This is a genomic window from Alteromonas abrolhosensis (assembly GCF_001953635.1).
GTDB lineage: Bacteria > Pseudomonadota > Gammaproteobacteria > Enterobacterales > Alteromonadaceae > Alteromonas > Alteromonas abrolhosensis.
The window spans coordinates 764,180-780,942 of sequence record NZ_MEJH01000003.1 but is presented as its reverse complement, the minus strand read 5'-3'; the positions used below and the strand labels follow the sequence as shown (position 1 = coordinate 780,942).

Sequence of the window (16,763 nt, the reverse complement as noted above, 5' to 3'; positions counted from 1 at the left end):
TGGCGCCTTGTTACTAAAGTACATAGTCGAGGTAGGTGGTGATAATGGTGTCTTTAAAAAGCAGCGTTAGCCAACCTGCCACAGCAAGGTAGGGACCAAAAGGAATAGCTAATGACTTCCCTTTATTTTGAACAACCATAATCAAAATTCCAGCAATAGCACCAACAAATGAAGAAAGTAAGATTATTATGGGCAAGCCCTGCCACCCGGTAAAGGCACCAAGCGCCGCGAGCAATTTGAAGTCACCATAACCCATGCCTTCCTTGCCTGTGGCAAGCTTAAATAGCCAGTAGACAGACCAAAAGCTTAAATAGCCAGCTGCTGCCCCGATGATAGCATCAGTCGTACCTACAAAAATATTTTGCGTGCTTAACAGTAATCCTAACCATAGAAGAGGCAGTGTTAACTGGTCGGGTAATAGCATCTTATCTAAGTCAATAAACAGCAGCGCAACGAGCACATAAGTAAATAACACAACCCATAGTGCTTGTGACGTGACGCCGAATTGATAGGCCGCGAGTGTACAGGCAATAGCAGTAAACAGTTCAACAAGTGGGTAGCGTATGGAGATGCCCACTTTGCACTTAGCACATTTGCCCTTTAGAAACAGGTAGCTAATAACAGGGATATTTTCCCATGCACGAATTTTGTGGCCGCAACTAGGGCATGTGCTGTCAGGCTTTATTAGGTTAAATACTTCGTCTGACGACGATGGTGTGACATCAGTCGGTGGCTCACTTTCGCTAAAGTAGCTTTGGTACTCCTGCTGCCAGCTTCGTTCCATCATAATAGGCAAGCGGTAAATCACTACGTTCAGAAAACTGCCAACCATTAAGCTTACGAAAAAAACAAGGGAATAAAATATAGCGGGGTACAGCTGGCTAAGCGTTATTATGGCGTCCATGGAGTGTGGTTCTTATCGTTCTTAATTGATGTTTATTATGTGCTGACGCTCGTTATACCACGTTACCCATCTGGAATATAGGGAGGTACATGGCCACAATCAAGCCGCCGATTACCACGCCAAGTACTGCCATGATCATAGGCTCAAGTAGGCTGGTTAAGCCGTCTACCATATCGTCAACTTCTGCTTCGTAGATGGTGGCAATTTTACTTAGCATCTCATCAACCGCGCCCGACTCTTCACCAATAGCAATCATTTGGGTCACCATGTCAGGAAATACTTGTGTAGCGCGCATAGCAACATGCATGGGAATACCACCCGCCACTTCTTTACGCATGTACAAAATGGCTTCGCGATACACGGCGTTACCCGATGCACCAGCTGCTGATTCAAGCGCTCCGATAAGCGGAACCCCCGCAGCAAAGGTGGTGGCTAGGGTTCGAGTAAAGCGCGCAATACTGGCTTTTTTTAGTATTTCGCCAATAACGGGAATTTTTAAAATGTTGCGGTCTACCGTATCACGCAGCTTTTGGCTTCGCTTATAGGTACGCATAAACATAAAGCCTGCACCGCCAATACCTATAGCAATGAAAATGCCGTAGTCTTGCACGAATCGGGAAATAGCCAGTACGAACTGGGTGAAGGCGGGGAGTTCAGCCCCAAAGCTACTAAAAATCTCCTCGAACTGAGGCACAACGAAAATAAGGAGGATAGTCGTAACAATAAAAGCAACAACCAAAACCGCAATGGGGTAAAACATTGCTTTTTTGATTTTTGATTTTAGTGCTTCGGCCTTTTCTTTATAAGTCGCAATTCTGTCGTAAATGGTTTCAAGTGCACCTGACTGCTCACCGGTGTAAACCAAATCGCAATATAAATCGTCAAAATAAAGGGGGTGCTTTCTAAGCGCTGATGAAAGTGGATTACCCGATTTAACTTCGTCAGTGATTTCACCCAAAAGTTTTCGCATAGATGCTTTTGCATGCCCTTGCGCAATCATGTCTAGCGATTGGATTAAGGTAACGCCAGCAGCAAGCATGGTAGCAATTTGGCGCGAAACGACAGAAATGTCTGAGGGTGTAATTTTTTGACCACCACCGAAAAGTGGCTTAGCAAGCTTTTTAACTTTGTTGGCAGAGATACCTTGGCGACGAAGAAGGTTCTTAGCCTCAGATAGAGAGGTTGCAGAGATTTCGCCCTTACGAGCTTGGCCGTGTCGGTCTTTCCCTTGCCAAGTAAATACTGTAGCAGCCTTTGCCATACTTTAATTTCGCCTCAAGTCTTCTACATAAGCACAAAAGCCCAGGCTAAGCTGGGCTTTTACCGCAATTTACTGATTTAGCAAAGTGTTGCTGGCTTACAAGTAGCTGTCCAAGTCACTTTACCACCGGTAACTGTCGGAGCTAGTTCGTATGTTGCAGCTGCTGTTCCATCTTTAACACCAGAATCTGTAGAAGCTGTAGCTGTAATTTTTCCGTTCAATGTTGTTAAACCAACTAAAGATGAATCTGTTGAGCTATCGATATCGGTAGGAATACCATTCTTACCGCCGTCACACTCAGCTAAAGTCGCGTCAACAGTCTGCGCGCAAATTTCAACTGCAGTCTTCGCAGCAGCCGTAGCATTGGTCACTTCAGTAAACTTCGCTTTCTGCGTGTAGTTTTGGTAAGCAGGAAGTGCGATTGCTGCAAGAATACCGATAATGGCAACAACAATCATTAGTTCGATAAGGGTGAATCCTTTTTGGTTTTTAGTATTCATGTTCATCATGGTTTTTCTCCGGGACGTGTATAACACGCTAAGTTTAAATCTAATTCAAATTGACGTTTATACCCGAGTCGTCCATTTAACGCCCCTGGTACTTGATACTCAGTATAGAATTTTATTTGTTGCTGACAAGTATAGGCGAATATACCTATGTCTAGCTTTTTCAGTATGACACGGTTCGCCATGCCTTGGCAGGCGTATTCACTTGAACTTTCGTATAAAAGTTAATGACTTAAGTGCGTATGCCTATCTATACACAAAAAACATTATCGAGAAATGACTGAACAGAAGGGGACGTAATCGTATGGCAAATCATACATCTACTTAGCGCTTTCAAATCACTATAATACCCAGAGTAAGCGGGTTACAGCGAACAAATTGTTGTTTAGCGTTTAACTATGATCACCGAGTGATGAATTTCATCAAAGTCTAACAACCTTGTAATTTAAACGTGATGTGAACCTATGGAATAACAACACAGTTGCCAATCTAGTAATCACACCACCGTTAACGTTTTTAATAGCGCTCTATCGCTTTCTTGCTTCGCTAGGACAAATTAATGCGCAAAGACAAATCAATAGCCTGAACGTGTTTAGTTAAGGCACCAGATGAAATGTAATCTACGCCTAATTTCGCGAGCGAAGCCAGTCGTTCATCAGTAATGTTTCCTGATACTTCCAGTTTACATTGACCTTTATTTAGCGCTACTGCCTGTTGGATCTGTTCGTTAGAAAAGTTATCCAGCATTACAATATCTGCACCTGCACGAAGGGCTTGTTCAAGTTCCGTTAAGTCTTCTACTTCTACTTCAACAGGCTTACCTGGCATCATTGCCTTTGCTCGGCTGACTGCCTTTTCTATATTTCCGCAAGAAAAAATGTGGTTTTCTTTAATTAAGAAAGCGTCGAACAAACCCACGCGGTGGTTTTGCCCGCCGCCGCATCGCACCGCATATTTCTGCGCATAGCGAAGACCTGGTAACGTTTTGCGGGTATCTAAAATTTTGGTGTTAGAGCCATCCAAAAATTTAGCGTAAAAAGCGGTAATAGTTGCGGTTGCCGACAGAGTTTGCAGGAAGTTAAGGGCTGTACGCTCAGCAGTTAATATAGCGCGAGCAGAACCTTCCAAACTAACCAGAACGGTGTTGGCATCAACCTTGTCGCCATCTTTCACATGCCAAGTTAGTGACACTGACTCGTCAATAAGCGCAAACGCTTGGTTTGCCCATGCGATTCCGCAAACCACGCAAGGCTCTCGCGTAATTATTGTGGCTTTTGCATTAACGTTTTCATCTATCAGGTTTGAGGTAATGTCGTTTGCGGCATTTAATTCGCCGCCAAGATCTTCAATAAGCGCGTTAGATACTTGCTCTCGAATTGCTTGCATGTCTTGTGATGTCATCTTCATCGCTATGGTCTATTTAGAGGGTACGCAATATTAACCAATCTCCGCGCTGAGTAAACTCTAATTGGCGAAGAACACTCATTCCAAGCAATATGTGGTCATCTTGCATACCGGGATTTAAGTTTGCTTTTACATCGCGCACTACAATTTCACCAATACGCAGAGTATCAATGGTCGATTCAGCAACTCTCACTACACCGTTTGCCGTGCTAGCAAGACCTTGTCGGCCAGCTCTAAGTTGTAATCTATTTGCCAGATGGGCAGGCACGGCAACATCAGTCGCGCCAGTATCTACAAGGAATACCACTTCCTCACCATTGATATAGCCAGTGGTTACATAATGACCTTGGCGATTTTGCTTAAGACGCACTTCGGTTTGTGAGCCGATCCGCTCAGATGCAGGCTCACTATTGGGGTTAATCTGCTTTTCCAGTAAATCCGAAAAAACAAAAACCAGTAGCCCAAAGCCACAAATCCATGCAAGCGCCACCATCCATTTGCCCGTTGATGTTGTCGGGTCTTGTTGTTCACTCATACATTAACCTTTTCTATAACAGCAGCGGCCATTGCTTTTTTCTCAGCCTAATTTCTTTGAATCTGAAATTAAACAGTTCGCCTTGTGCAGCGCAACACGTATAGCCCTATACACTTATATCCATATACAATGTAGGCTATAACGCAGAAAATCAATTATCGAAGCAAATACTATGGTGCTCTACAATCACGCGAGCTACACGGCAAGTCCGCATTATGATGCTCGCCCTGACAGCACAGACATCAGCCTGTTAGTAATACACAATATCTCACTTCCACCTTCACAGTTTGGTACGCCAGGCATTCGCCAATTGTTTACCGGCACACTTAACCCTGATGAACATCCCTTTTATAAAGAAATTGCTGGGTTACGAGTTTCCGCTCATTGTGTGATTTATCGAACTGGTGAAGTAGAACAATTTGTACCCTTCGAACAGCGCGCATGGCACGCAGGATTTTCTTCGTTTCAAGGGCGCAGCCGCTGTAACGATTATGCCGTTGGTATAGAACTTGAGGGCACTGATACTTTGCCATATACCGATGAGCAGTATAAAGCGCTCGGCGAACTCACTGATTTTATTACAAGACGCTATCCTCGGATCACTTTAGGGCGTATCGTAGGCCATAATGATATAGCGCCGGGGCGAAAAACTGACCCAGGTGTTGCTTTCGACTGGGCAAGGTACAGAATGCGCGTTGCTGGGTTTAAGTCATTTTAATTAACCTCGGCCGCTGATAAAAAGGAAACTCAATTCTTATGATGTTAATGAGCCTGCTGTTAGTTCTCAGCCTAGAACGGTTGATAACAAAAACACCTAATTGGCATATAGAAAAGTATGCTGGCCAATATCGCGCTTTCCTTAAAGATATGGGCTTAATTAATCTTTACGAAGAGAAGGGGAGTGAAGATGCGCGTAAGAAAGCGTCGTCCGCTGCGCTTTATTTTTACCTTCTGCTTCCCGCAATATTACTCGGTCTAATTGAATACTGGGTGCTTGGCGCATTTCTAACTTTTATAGAGCAAAGTATTGTACTGTTCGTTTGTATAGGCTGCCCCTCATTACGCGCTGTTTACAAGAACTTTCTTAATGCCGCAGACCGAGGTGACCTTCAGGCGTGTAGCATGTACACCGATCAGTTAGGTCACTGCGCCAGTCAATCAGATAGCGATGGCAGTGCCGGTGCAGAAGGTAAAAGCTTTGGGCAACACCTTACTTGGCTCAACTATCAGCATTATGCCGCAGTCATGTTATGGTTTATTGCATTTGGTGCACCGGGCGCATTGTTTTACGCCCTAAGCCGAAGTACTACCGAGGCATTATGCAGTGCTAATCATCCTTTAAAAGGGGCTGCTGGCAGATTAATGTTTGCCCTTGATTATATCCCTGTTCGCGTGACAGCCTTCGGTATGTTGATGATGGGACATTTCTCTCGCGCGTTACCTGAGTGGATAAAATATGCGCTCCAGTTTGATGTCTCAGCATATGATGTGCTTACTGAAATCTCCTCCAAAGCTGAGGTATTAACCCCTGATGAGCAGCAGCTTCAGGCTGAAAATGCAGCAGTAGAGCCAAAAGTGCTTGTAAAGTTAGCAAAACGTAATGTTATTTTTCTGCTTGTAATCACATCGGCACTTACGCTTGTAGGCAGCTTGGCATAATCATTATTTTTAACATTTACTATCCAGTAAAATTTGGGAAAGCGTTTGGTCTATTTATTAATTGTATGTAGATCAGACGCTTTGATGACTACCGTGTGTCTCTCCCTCCTCATCAGACCAGTTTGCTGCTTCTGATTTTTCTTAACAATTTCAACAATAAAGCTTAACACCCAGCAAATCGCACAGGCTTTGCTATGCTTGGGAGTATTTACCTCGAAATCGATCTGCCTTAAACTAGATAGGTAAAATGGTATTACCAATTGTGAGTGCGATTAAATTTTCTACGATTATTTTTTACATTCACCGCTGTTATAACGCCGCTATTGTTATAAAACATGGTTTAGTTAGAAGGATATGTAGAGCGCATGCGTCAGCAGCGAAAAAAACTCTCTGATGTAATTACAGAACAACTCGAGTCGATGATACTCGACGGCACGCTGTTGGCTGGACAAAAGTTACCACCAGAGAGAGAGCTTGCACTTGAATTTGACGTATCGAGACCTTCACTTAGGGAAGCCATTGGAAATCTGCAGGCTCGCGGGCTGGTAGAGCGTAAGCAAGGTGGTGGTACGTTTGTAAACCGCAACCTTAACTCAGCCATGACAGACCCATTAATGGATTTAGTCAGTCAGCGTCCTGAAACTCAATTTGATTTGCTTGAATTTCGTCATGCTCTTGAAGGAATGGCGGCGTACTACGCAGCACTTCGCGGTCAACCAGAAGACTACGAAGCATTGAAGCAAGCATTAAATGACGTACCTACACCTAAAGCGCACGAAAGCAAACGTGCCCAAGCTGAGGCGTTAGGACAGTTTTATATCATCATGGCAAGAGCATCACACAACATGGTGTTGTTGCACGTAATGAGCACCATGCAAAGCATGCTGGTGGACAATATTGAACGAAACTTTGACATGCTGGCAGCGCACCCTGAAGCGGTGGAAGACATTGCTAAACAGCGTCGCGAAATTGTAGAGGCCATTGCTTCTCGCGACCCCGAAGCTGCGCGTCAGGCATGTAATACGCATTTGGCGTTTATCGAAAAAACGCTATTAACCATTAATCAACGCGATTCCCGCGTGCAGCGCGCATTGCGACGATTAGAGATTTAGTTACTAGTCTGATTTTGTATAAATAAGGGCTAGTTAGCTATTCATTCGCAGAGGCCGGTCAGGTTTTTCCTGTGCCACTGCAAAAGCAGGTGAGCCAGATTGGGTCACTGTGAGTACAACGTAATTTAGTTTTCCTTCTTTTAGCGCCTTTAAGATTAGGGGCAATGCTAAGGGAGGATTTTCTATATAAGCAAAAAATAGGATGGCACCATGTCTGATATGATGCACCAAGATGTAGATCCTCAAGAAACTAAAGAGTGGATTGATGCGCTTGAGTCGGTTTTAGAAGAGGAAGGCGTAGAACGCGCCCACTATTTACTCGAAAAACTTATTGATAAAGCTCGTCGCAGCGGAGCGCATTTACCGTATGACGCTACTACTGCCTACATCAATACTATCCCAGCAGCGCAAGAGCCAAAAATGCCTGGTGACTTGACCATCGAAGCGCGCATCCGTGCGGCAATTCGTTGGAATGCATTGATGATTGTATTGCGTGCATCTAAGAAAGACCTAGAGCTTGGTGGCCATATTGGTAGCTTCGCATCATCAGCTATGCTTTACGATGTGGGCTTTAACCATTTCTTCAAAGCGCCGAATGAAAATCAAGGCGGCGACTTTATTTTCGCACAGGGCCATATTTCTCCAGGTATTTATGCGCGTTCTTACATGGAAGGCAACTTAACTGAAGAACAGTTAAACAACTTCCGTCAAGAGTGTGCTGGCGATGGTCTATCGTCTTACCCACACCCTCACTTGATGAAAGACTACTGGCAGTTCCCAACGGTATCTATGGGTCTAGGCCCACTTCAAGCTATCTACACAGCACGTTTCCTTAAATACCTAACTAACCGTGGTATTAAAGACTGTTCAGGTCAGCGCGTATACTGCTACATGGGCGACGGTGAGTGTGATGAGCCAGAGAGCTTGGGTGCAATCGGTCTTGCGTCTCGCGAAGGCCTGGACAACCTAACGTTTGTTATCAACTGTAACCTTCAGCGGCTAGACGGCCCGGTACGTGGTAACGGCAAAATTATCCAAGAACTTGAAGGTACGTTCCGCGGCGCGGGCTGGGAAGTAGTGAAAGTCATTTGGGGTAGCTACTGGGATGAGCTTCTAGCTCGCGATAAATCTGGCAAGCTAATTCAGCTTATGGGTGAAACGGTAGACGGTGAATACCAGAACTGTAAAGCCAAAGGCGGTAAGTACACCCGTGAAAACTTCTTCAACAAGTACCCAGAAACAGCGGCGCTTGTGGCTAACATGTCTGATGATGACATTTGGCGCTTGAACCGTGGTGGTCACGATCCAGTTAAAGTATTCGCTGCTTATCAAAAAGCCATTGATACGAAAGGTCGTCCAACGGTAATCCTTGCTAAAACGGTTAAAGGTTTCGGTCTTGGTGCATCAGGCGAAGCGCAGAACGTAGCGCACAACGTTAAGAAGATGGACGTTGAATCAATTAAGGCGTTCCGCGACCGTTTCAATATTCCAGTAGCAGACGACAAGATTGCTGACCTACCTTACTTCAAGTTTGACGAAGACAGCGAAGAAATGAAGTACCTTCGCGAGCGTCGTGAAGCACTAGGTGGATACCTGCCTTCTCGCCGCGAGCAAGCCGAAGAGCAGCTTGAAATTCCTGAGTTAAGCGCGTTCGACGCAATCTTAAAAGGTTCGGGTGACCGTCAAGTATCGTCAACCATGACGTTTGTACGTGTACTTAACGCGCTACTGAAAGACAAGAAAATTGGTAAGCGTATTGTGCCAATTATTCCTGATGAAGCCCGTACATTCGGTATGGAAGGCTTGTTCCGTCAGGTAGGTATTTACGCCAACGAAGGTCAGAAATACGTACCTCAGGACGCTGACCAGGTAGCTTATTATCGCGAAGATAAGAAAGGTCAGGTACTACAAGAAGGTATTAATGAGCTAGGTGCAATGGCATCGTGGGTTGCGTCGGGTACGTCTTACTCAACGTGTAACGCTACCACTATTCCGTTCTACATCTACTACTCAATGTTCGGTTTCCAACGTGTTGGTGACTTAGCGTGGGCAGCAGGTGATAGCCAAGCTCGTGGTTTCCTTTTAGGTGCAACAGCAGGTAGAACAACCCTTAACGGTGAAGGTCTACAGCACCAGGACGGTCACTCTCACGTTCAGGCAAACCTTATTCCTAACTGTATTACTTACGATCCAACATACGGTTACGAAGTAGCAGTTATCATTCAAGACGGTCTACGACGTATGTACGGTAATAACGAAAATATTTTCTATTACCTGACATTGATGAACGAAAACTATCAGCACCCTGCAATGCCTGAAGAAGAGGGCATTGAAGAGAAGATCATTAAAGGTATTTATAAGCTTGAGCGCGTTGAAAACGACAAGTCGAAGCTTAATGTGCAGCTGATGGGCTCGGGCACTATCTTGAACGAAGTACGTAAAGCGGCACAAATTCTATGTGACGACTACAACGTGTCTTCTGACGTTTACTCTGTGACCTCGTTCAACGAGCTAGCGCGTGAAGGTCAAGACGTAGCGCGTTGGAACATGCTAAACCCAGAAGCCGAGCAAAAAGTACCTTACATTGGTCAGGTAATTACGAAAGACGCAGGTCCTGCGATTTCTGCCACTGACTATGTGAAGAACTACTCAGACCAAGTACGTGCGTTTATCGACACTGAATACCGTTGCCTAGGTACAGACGGTTTCGGTCGAAGCGACAGCCGTGAAAACTTGCGTACTCACTTTGAAGTTAATGCGTCATACATCGTGGTGGCATCACTTTATGAATTAGCTCAGCGCGGCGACGTTGAGAAGAAAGTGGTAGCAGAAGCCATTAAGCGTTTTGATATTAACGCTGAAAAACTTAACCCACTTTACGCGTAAGCCAGATAAGGTATTTTACATATGTCAGATATTCAAAAGATTATCGTACCCGATGTAGGCGGTGACGAAGTTGAAGTTATCGAGCTATGTGTTGCCGTAGGCGACAACATTGAGGCAGATGAAGGCGTTGTTACTGTTGAAAGTGACAAAGCGTCAATGGACATCCCTGCACCGTTTGAAGGTGAGATTGTAAGCCTGTCTGTATCAGTAGGCGATAAAATTAAAGAAGGCGATGTGATTGGTGAAATGAAAGTTGCTGGTGGAGATAGTGGCAGCGCCGCTGAATCATCATCTTCAGATGAATCTTCTAAAGAAGATGCACCTAAGCAAGAAGAAGCACCAAAAGAAGAAAGCAAGTCAGACGCAGCACCTGCTGCATCTGGCAGCAGCGAAGTCATTGAAGTTGCAGTTCCAGATATTGGCTCTGACGACGAAGTAGACGTAATCGACGTATTGGTTTCAGTGGGCGACACCATTGAAAAAGAAGATGGGCTAATTACCCTTGAAACCGATAAAGCGACCATGGATGTTCCTTCAACACACGCAGGTACTGTGAAAGAAGTATTCATTAGTACTGGTGATAAAGTGAAAGAAGGCACGGTAGTGATAAAACTTGAAGTTGCCGGCTCTGGCTCATCTTCAAGTGAATCGGCCTCAAGTAAGTCTTCTGAAGCATCTGCTCCGGCTGCTCAGAAAAGTGAAAAGCAAGAATCAGCGCCAGCCGCGTCTGCAAGTAGCGAAACTATTGAAGTTGCTGTACCTGACATCGGTGAAGACGGTGAAGTTGACGTTATCGACGTGCTTGTGTCGGTAGGCGACACCGTTGAAAAAGAAGACGGTCTAATTACGCTAGAAACTGATAAAGCCACCATGGATGTGCCTTCAACGCATGCAGGTACGATTAAAGAAGTCTTTATCAAAACGGGCGACAAAGTTAAGCAAGGCACCTTGGTTGTTAAGCTAGAGACCAGCGGTGGCTCGTCTTCAAGTGCAGCTGAAAAGCCTGCTGAAGCGCCTAAGCAAGAAGAGACTAAACAAGAGTCACAGCAGGAAGCTTCACAAGGCCGTTCTCCTGTGCCTCCAGCACCAGAAGCCAAGAATACAGGTAAAGCACATGCTTCTCCTTCGGTACGCCGTATCGCTCGTGAATTTGGTGTAGACCTGACTCAAGTTAACGGCTCTGGCCCTAAAAACCGTATCTTGAAAGAAGACGTTCAAGCCTATGTGAAAGCTGAGCTTGCGAAACCTCGCACAGCAGCAGCTTCTGGCAGTGCGCCTGTGGGCGACAACGTACTTCAAATCGTGCCGGTTAAGCCTGTTGATCACAGCAAGTTTGGCGAGATTGAAGAGCAGCCATTATCTCGTATTCAGAAGATTTCTGGTCCGTTCTTACACCGTAATTGGGCGACTATCCCGCACGTTACGCAGTTCGACGAAGCAGATATCACAGAAGTTGAAGAATTCCGTAAAGAGCAAAACGCTTACCACGCGAAAATTAAGTCTGGTCTTAAGATCACGCCTTTGGTATTCGTAATGAAAGCGGTAGCGAAAGCCCTTGAAAAATACGAAGTATTCAACTCATCACTGTCTGATGATGGCGAGAGCTTAATCATTAAGAAATTTATCAACATTGGTATTGCGGTTGAAACACCGGGAGGCCTTGTTGTACCTGTTATTCGTGACGTGAATAAGAAAGGTATTGAGCAGTTGTCTCAAGAACTTATCGAAACATCTAATAAAGCCCGTGAAGGCAAGCTTAAAGCGGCCGACATGCAGGGTGGTACGTTCACCATCTCTAGCCTAGGTGGTATTGGCGGCACGGCGTTTACGCCTATTGTAAATGCTCCAGAAGTCGCCATATTAGGTGTGTCTAAGTCTGAGATGAAGCCTAAGTGGAATGGTAAAGAGTTTGAGCCGCGCTTAATGGTGCCGCTAAGCCTGTCTTACGACCACCGAGTGATCGATGGTGCGGTAGGTGCAAGGTTCTCTACTGAGGTTGCTGCAAACCTAACTGACTTGCGCAGAATCATACTTTAAATAAAAGGTCGAAAAAGTTTACAATATCAGTAACATTTCCGACGATTTTATAAGCCCATTTGGTGGCATTTAGGTTATGCTATTACACAAAAGTAATAGCATAACCCTACAAGAACAGGATTGAGGTTCACAATGAGCGAAATTAAAACGCAATTGGTGGTACTGGGCGGCGGCCCTGGCGGTTATTCAGCAGCATTCCGTGCGGCTGACTTAGGTATTGAAACAGTTATCGTAGACTCACGCGACACGCTTGGTGGTGTTTGTCTTAACGTAGGCTGTATCCCTTCAAAAGCCCTTCTTCACGTTGCTAAAGTGATGAAAGAAGCGAAGCACCTTGCTAGCCACGGTGTATCGTTTGGCGAGCCTACCATCGATCTAGATAAAATCCGCGAATACAAAGACGGCGTTGTTAAGCAATTAACAAACGGCCTTAGCGGTATGTCTAAAATGCGTAAAACCAAGCATGTACAAGGCTTCGGTAAATTCACAGGCGCAAACACCCTAGAAGTAAAAAATGGTGACGACGTTACTACTATTACTTTCGAAAAAGCAATTATTGCTGCGGGTTCTGAGCCAGTAAGCCTACCGTTCATCCCAGAAGATGACCGTGTAATCGACTCAACTGGCGCACTGGAAATGAAAGATATTCCAGAGAAAATGCTAGTTCTAGGCGGTGGTATCATCGGGCTAGAAATGGGTACTGTATACGAAGCGCTTGGCTCGAAAATCGATGTAGTTGAATTCTTAGACCAGCTAATTCCTGCAGCTGATAAAGACATCATGAAAGTGTTCATGAAAGACTACAAAGACAAGTTTAACATTATGCTTGAAACCAAAGTGACTGCGGTTGAAGCAAAAGACGACGGCTTGTACGTAACATTTGAAGGTAAGAATGCACCTGCTGAGCCAGTGCGTTACGACAAAGTACTTGTTGCTGTTGGTCGTAAGCCAAACGGTAAGCTAGTAGGCGCCGAAGCAGCTGGTGTTAACGTTGACGAGCGTGGTTTCATCAATGTTGATAAGCAAATGCGTACTAACGTTGACCACATCTTCGCAATCGGTGACCTTGTAGGTCAGCCAATGCTTGCGCACAAAGCAGTTCACGAAGGTCACGTTGCAGCAGAAGTTATTGCTGGACAGAAGCACTACTTCGACCCACGTGCTATTCCTTCAGTAGCGTACACTGAGCCAGAAGTTGCTTGGGTTGGTCTAACTGAAAAAGAAGCGAAAGAGCAGGGCGTAAGCTACGAAACAGCGACCTTCCCTTGGGCTGCTTCAGGCCGTGCAATTGCATCTGATGCAACTAACGGTATGACCAAGATGATCTTTGATAAAGAAACGGGCCGCGTTATCGGTGGTGCAATGGTTGGTACAAACGCCGGCGAGATGCTTGGCGAAATCGGCCTAGCTATTGAGATGGGTGCTGACGCTGAAGACGTAGCATTAACTATCCATGCTCACCCAACGCTTAATGAATCAATTGGTCTTGCGTCTGAAATCTTCGAAGGAAGCATTACTGACCTACCAAATCCAAAAGCGAAGAAAAAGAAGTAAACTAGCTTCTTCTAAAATTGCTTTAAAAACCCGCTTTTAAGCGGGTTTTTTTGTATTACACTTTAACTTCAAACAGATGTGTTTCAAAACCCATACCATTCTGAACAAGCATGTTAGGCACAAGAAAAATTAAGTGGTGATAGATGCCAACAAAGATTAAAGCCCCATTAAAAGTACAGGTGAAGTTTGGGGAATACAGCGCTGAACTTAAAGGCAACATTATTCGCCTAGATGGAAAGGGAGTAGTAACAAAAGCGCTTTTTCAACGCTATCATGAAGATGTCAAAAAACTCGCCTTACCTTTAGGTGAACAGCCTTGAGGATTTTTGATTTTCGTGCAAGCTTGTGCTTTTGTAACTCGCGATGCAGACATACCCGCTTTGGTCAAAAGTCAGTTTGAACGCGTATATGCAGCGTCTAACTTAGCATGTTATTTCAGTGACTCTGAAAATGAAGCGCTTGCATGGTTAGCCGCGCTTGGATGCTCACTAGATAAAGACAGGTAACGGTGTCCAGATTTCTTACACTTGTCAAAATTTTTAATTTCTCCTAAATTTTTTTTTCTTTATTTTCAATGGATTGAAATTTTGGCGTTCTTTGTGCTAATTGTTCGTTAGCAATTTTTTAACAAGGTAGTCATTTTAAACAATAAGGACGTAAAATTATGAAAAAAAATTTGTTAGCAAGCACTTTAGGGTTAGCTCTAACCCTTACCGGCACCGCATCGGCGAATATAATCATGACGGGAGATTATGTTCTTACTCAAGTAAGTAATGATGGTACCCTAGGTAATCGCGGCTTCAACCCTGGGCTTGTTTATGATAGTACAGGGCTAGGTAATTTTGATTCGAATTTTGACTACTTAGCGCCAGGCACTCCCCACGAAGCTTTTGGTATTCGCTACAATACTGTAACCGGCTCTTCTGGGTTACTAGGTAATAGCAACTCAGCTTCTGGTGATGTTACAAGTGGTGATGATTTTTCTCTCGTCTCGCTTACGGACATGACTCCCGGCTCTTCTTTTGATAATCACGTTCGTTGGAGTGGTACTAATAGCGTAATCAATATCGTACACGACTTTTTCTTTAACGATGATGAAGAACGAGTGAATATCAAAACTACGATTGAAGCGCTTGTTGATATTACCGACCTGTTGTTCGCTCGTGCAATTGACCCAGATCCTGATTCAAGGGCGCACGGAACGTCAGCGACTAACAATCAACGTGGCATCGACAACAACGGTGATGGTGACGCGCTTGATTCTGGCGATGTTGCTGTTGAAAACTTTGTCGGCTCTCTCGGCTCTGTAAGTGGTACTCCTCTTGGCTTGTTTGCAAATACCTCGTTCACGCAAAATACAGGTATTGTAGGTGCTTGCTGTAGCGTTTTTGACCCTCTTACCTATCTTGCTGGTGGAAACTTGGGCGATAGTTCAACCGGTGATAATGGAATAGGCATCGCCTTTAGCTTAGGTGATTTGTTGGCTGGAGAACAAGTATCTGTTGACTATGCCTACGTAATGGCTGGTTCTTTGGCAACTATAGACCTACCGGATGATGACGATTCAACAACTGTGCCTACGCCGTCTTCAATAGGTTTATTTGGGCTTTGCTTGTTAGCACTGACGCGTCGTTTCAAACTCAGAAAATAAAGTCAAACCTTACAATACAAACGCTGTCTATCGACAGCGTTTGTATTATTTCTTGATAGTTAGCATTGAGATAGACTTTTCGGTGCTAAAGCTATTCGATTATGCTGTTTCTTTTCCTGCTATGATTTTTGCTTCTTCATCATTACTCGGAGTTTGTAAATGCGCGGGCGAAAATTCCTCACAGCCCATATCTCGCTGGTCCATAAAGCGCTTAACCGTTTCCGCACAGTATGCTTTTCTGCAGCATTGAGAGAGCAGCATTTCATGGCGTTGTACTCGTTCGCGAATAAATTTAACTACCAGTCCTCTAAGCCACTGCAAGCCCGCGTCTTGGTCTTGACGCTTATGCCACATGACAGACAAAGGTGAGCTTACAATCTCTATCGGTGTTTCAAACACAGCCAGTTCACCCGAAAAAATCTCTTTTTCCATCACTAAAGACGGCGCAACACAGATTAAGTTACTGTCTTTAAGTAGCGGCGTAGCGTTGTAAAACTGATTTACAGACATTGCCACGCGGCGTTTAAGGCCCAAATTCGCCAGTACCTGATCTGTCGGACCAGTCACATCCCCGGTCACCGACACTAGAAGGTGGTCTGCAGCAACAAAGTCTTCTAAGGTCAATTGAGATTTTGCTAAAGGATGATCGGGGCGCATTACGACAACCCAGCTTGGGTCGAGAACATGTTCAGCGCGAATAACCGAGCCAGGCTCCTGATATTTAGAGAAAGTGAGCTCTGCTTCAGCATCTTTGAGTATTTTATCGGTTTCCATGTCGTAATTAGGAATAGCATGGATATTAATACCTGGCGCTTCGTTCTCGATAACTTTTCGAAGCGGCCCCCACACCATGGAAACAATGCTGTCAGTCGCTGCAATACGAAAGGTGCGTTTAGCCGTTGCCGGATTGAAGTCTGTAGGGTTAACGGCGACTTCTAGCTCGCCTAACGGGCCTTGAATCTGACTCCACAAATTTTTAGCGAAGGAGGTAGGTTGAATACCACGCCCGTCTTTTACAAAAAGCTCATCGTTCCAAGCGGTGCGCATACGAGAAAGTGCGTTAGAGACCGCCGGCTGTGTCATTGACAGCCTGTCAGCTGCACGGGTAATTGCCCCTTCAGTCATGATGGCATCAAAAATCATTAATAGATTCAAATCGTGTGGACGCATGGTTCTCTCCGCTGTCTGTTGTCGTTCAGCCCGATCCTCAATATATAACATCATGTGATGTGTTGCATATAAAAAGATAATTAT

The 16,763-nt window shown here is 44.8% G+C and carries 15 protein-coding genes; 9 read left to right on the top strand and 6 right to left on the bottom strand.

The genetic code is table 11. From position 1 onward, the window contains the following. Nucleotides 1-13 precede the first annotated feature (13 nt). From BGK61_RS05490 to BGK61_RS05470, 5 genes are all read right to left on the bottom strand, one after another. Entirely contained in the window at nucleotides 14-904 is an 891-nt protein-coding gene (locus BGK61_RS05490; protein ID WP_076011319.1) for a prepilin peptidase, read from the bottom strand. Nucleotides 905-956: 52 nt separating this feature from the next. Further along, a complete protein-coding gene (locus BGK61_RS05485) occupies nucleotides 957-2,165 on the bottom strand; it encodes a type II secretion system F family protein (protein ID WP_076011318.1) in 1,209 nt (402 codons plus the stop codon). A 77-nt stretch (nucleotides 2,166-2,242) separates the two neighbouring features. Further along, complete coding sequence (locus BGK61_RS05480) at nucleotides 2,243-2,674, bottom strand: pilin (protein ID WP_076011317.1); 432 nt, start codon at nucleotides 2,672-2,674, stop codon at nucleotides 2,243-2,245. Between the two features lie 543 nt (nucleotides 2,675-3,217). Then, nucleotides 3,218-4,072, bottom strand: a complete 855-nt coding sequence (gene nadC / locus BGK61_RS05475) for a carboxylating nicotinate-nucleotide diphosphorylase (RefSeq protein ID WP_076011316.1) — start codon at nucleotides 4,070-4,072, stop codon at nucleotides 3,218-3,220. 19 nt (nucleotides 4,073-4,091) lie between these two features. Beyond that, nucleotides 4,092-4,610 carry a retropepsin-like aspartic protease family protein gene (locus tag BGK61_RS05470; RefSeq protein ID WP_014999254.1) on the bottom strand — a complete coding sequence of 173 codons (519 nt, stop codon included), beginning with the start codon at nucleotides 4,608-4,610 and terminating at the stop codon, nucleotides 4,092-4,094. Nucleotides 4,611-4,782: 172 nt separating this feature from the next. On the opposite strand from BGK61_RS05470, the gene ampD reads away from it, so the two are divergent. From ampD to BGK61_RS05430, 9 genes are all read left to right on the top strand, one after another. Then, complete coding sequence (gene ampD, locus BGK61_RS05465) at nucleotides 4,783-5,328, top strand: 1,6-anhydro-N-acetylmuramyl-L-alanine amidase AmpD (protein WP_076011315.1); 546 nt, start codon at nucleotides 4,783-4,785, stop codon at nucleotides 5,326-5,328. Nucleotides 5,329-5,366: 38 nt separating this feature from the next. Beyond that, complete coding sequence (gene ampE, locus BGK61_RS05460; RefSeq protein WP_076011314.1) at nucleotides 5,367-6,269, top strand: beta-lactamase regulator AmpE; 903 nt, start codon at nucleotides 5,367-5,369, stop codon at nucleotides 6,267-6,269. Nucleotides 6,270-6,634: 365 nt separating this feature from the next. Beyond that, nucleotides 6,635-7,381, top strand: a complete 747-nt coding sequence (gene pdhR / locus BGK61_RS05455; protein WP_014999251.1) for a pyruvate dehydrogenase complex transcriptional repressor PdhR — start codon at nucleotides 6,635-6,637, stop codon at nucleotides 7,379-7,381. A gap of 210 nt (nucleotides 7,382-7,591) precedes the next feature. Beyond that, nucleotides 7,592-10,267, top strand: coding sequence for a pyruvate dehydrogenase (acetyl-transferring), homodimeric type (aceE, locus tag BGK61_RS05450; protein WP_014999250.1), 2,676 nt, complete (start codon nucleotides 7,592-7,594; stop codon nucleotides 10,265-10,267). A gap of 21 nt (nucleotides 10,268-10,288) precedes the next feature. Further along, on the top strand, nucleotides 10,289-12,304 hold the full coding sequence (gene aceF, locus BGK61_RS05445) for a pyruvate dehydrogenase complex dihydrolipoyllysine-residue acetyltransferase (RefSeq protein ID WP_076011313.1): 2,016 nt from the start codon (nucleotides 10,289-10,291) through the stop codon (nucleotides 12,302-12,304). Between the two features lie 132 nt (nucleotides 12,305-12,436). Continuing rightward, a complete protein-coding gene (gene lpdA, locus BGK61_RS05440; protein ID WP_014999248.1) occupies nucleotides 12,437-13,858 on the top strand; it encodes a dihydrolipoyl dehydrogenase in 1,422 nt (473 codons plus the stop codon). A 143-nt stretch (nucleotides 13,859-14,001) separates the two neighbouring features. Then, on the top strand, nucleotides 14,002-14,178 hold the full coding sequence (locus tag BGK61_RS19585; RefSeq protein WP_167369494.1) for a hypothetical protein: 177 nt from the start codon (nucleotides 14,002-14,004) through the stop codon (nucleotides 14,176-14,178). A 15-nt stretch (nucleotides 14,179-14,193) separates the two neighbouring features. Continuing rightward, nucleotides 14,194-14,364 carry a dihydrolipoamide dehydrogenase gene (locus tag BGK61_RS05435; RefSeq protein WP_076011312.1) on the top strand — a complete coding sequence of 57 codons (171 nt, stop codon included), beginning with the start codon at nucleotides 14,194-14,196 and terminating at the stop codon, nucleotides 14,362-14,364. Between the two features lie 158 nt (nucleotides 14,365-14,522). Beyond that, nucleotides 14,523-15,509, top strand: a complete 987-nt coding sequence (locus BGK61_RS05430; protein ID WP_076011311.1) for a hypothetical protein — start codon at nucleotides 14,523-14,525, stop codon at nucleotides 15,507-15,509. Nucleotides 15,510-15,608: 99 nt separating this feature from the next. Here BGK61_RS05430 and BGK61_RS05425 read toward each other — a convergent pair whose 3' ends face one another. After that, entirely contained in the window at nucleotides 15,609-16,679 is a 1,071-nt protein-coding gene (locus tag BGK61_RS05425; RefSeq protein ID WP_076011310.1) for a LysR family transcriptional regulator, read from the bottom strand. Nucleotides 16,680-16,763: the final 84 nt, after the last annotated feature.

Excerpts from the sequence above, each read along its gene's own strand:
- BGK61_RS05490 (WP_076011319.1), bottom strand. The coding sequence starts at position 904 with ATGGACGCCATAATAACGCTTAGCCAGCTGTACCCCGCTATATTTTAT.
- BGK61_RS05485 (WP_076011318.1), bottom strand. The coding sequence starts at position 2,165 with ATGGCAAAGGCTGCTACAGTATTTACTTGGCAAGGGAAAGACCGACAC.
- BGK61_RS05480 (WP_076011317.1), bottom strand. The coding sequence starts at position 2,674 with ATGATGAACATGAATACTAAAAACCAAAAAGGATTCACCCTTATCGAA.
- nadC (WP_076011316.1), bottom strand. The coding sequence starts at position 4,072 with ATGACATCACAAGACATGCAAGCAATTCGAGAGCAAGTATCTAACGCG.
- BGK61_RS05470 (WP_014999254.1), bottom strand. The coding sequence starts at position 4,610 with ATGAGTGAACAACAAGACCCGACAACATCAACGGGCAAATGGATGGTG.
- ampD (WP_076011315.1), top strand. The coding sequence starts at position 4,783 with ATGGTGCTCTACAATCACGCGAGCTACACGGCAAGTCCGCATTATGAT.
- ampE (WP_076011314.1), top strand. The coding sequence starts at position 5,367 with ATGATGTTAATGAGCCTGCTGTTAGTTCTCAGCCTAGAACGGTTGATA.
- pdhR (WP_014999251.1), top strand. The coding sequence starts at position 6,635 with ATGCGTCAGCAGCGAAAAAAACTCTCTGATGTAATTACAGAACAACTC.
- aceE (WP_014999250.1), top strand. The coding sequence starts at position 7,592 with ATGTCTGATATGATGCACCAAGATGTAGATCCTCAAGAAACTAAAGAG.
- aceF (WP_076011313.1), top strand. The coding sequence starts at position 10,289 with ATGTCAGATATTCAAAAGATTATCGTACCCGATGTAGGCGGTGACGAA.
- lpdA (WP_014999248.1), top strand. The coding sequence starts at position 12,437 with ATGAGCGAAATTAAAACGCAATTGGTGGTACTGGGCGGCGGCCCTGGC.
- BGK61_RS19585 (WP_167369494.1), top strand. The coding sequence starts at position 14,002 with ATGCCAACAAAGATTAAAGCCCCATTAAAAGTACAGGTGAAGTTTGGG.
- BGK61_RS05430 (WP_076011311.1), top strand. The coding sequence starts at position 14,523 with ATGAAAAAAAATTTGTTAGCAAGCACTTTAGGGTTAGCTCTAACCCTT.
- BGK61_RS05425 (WP_076011310.1), bottom strand. The coding sequence starts at position 16,679 with ATGCGTCCACACGATTTGAATCTATTAATGATTTTTGATGCCATCATG.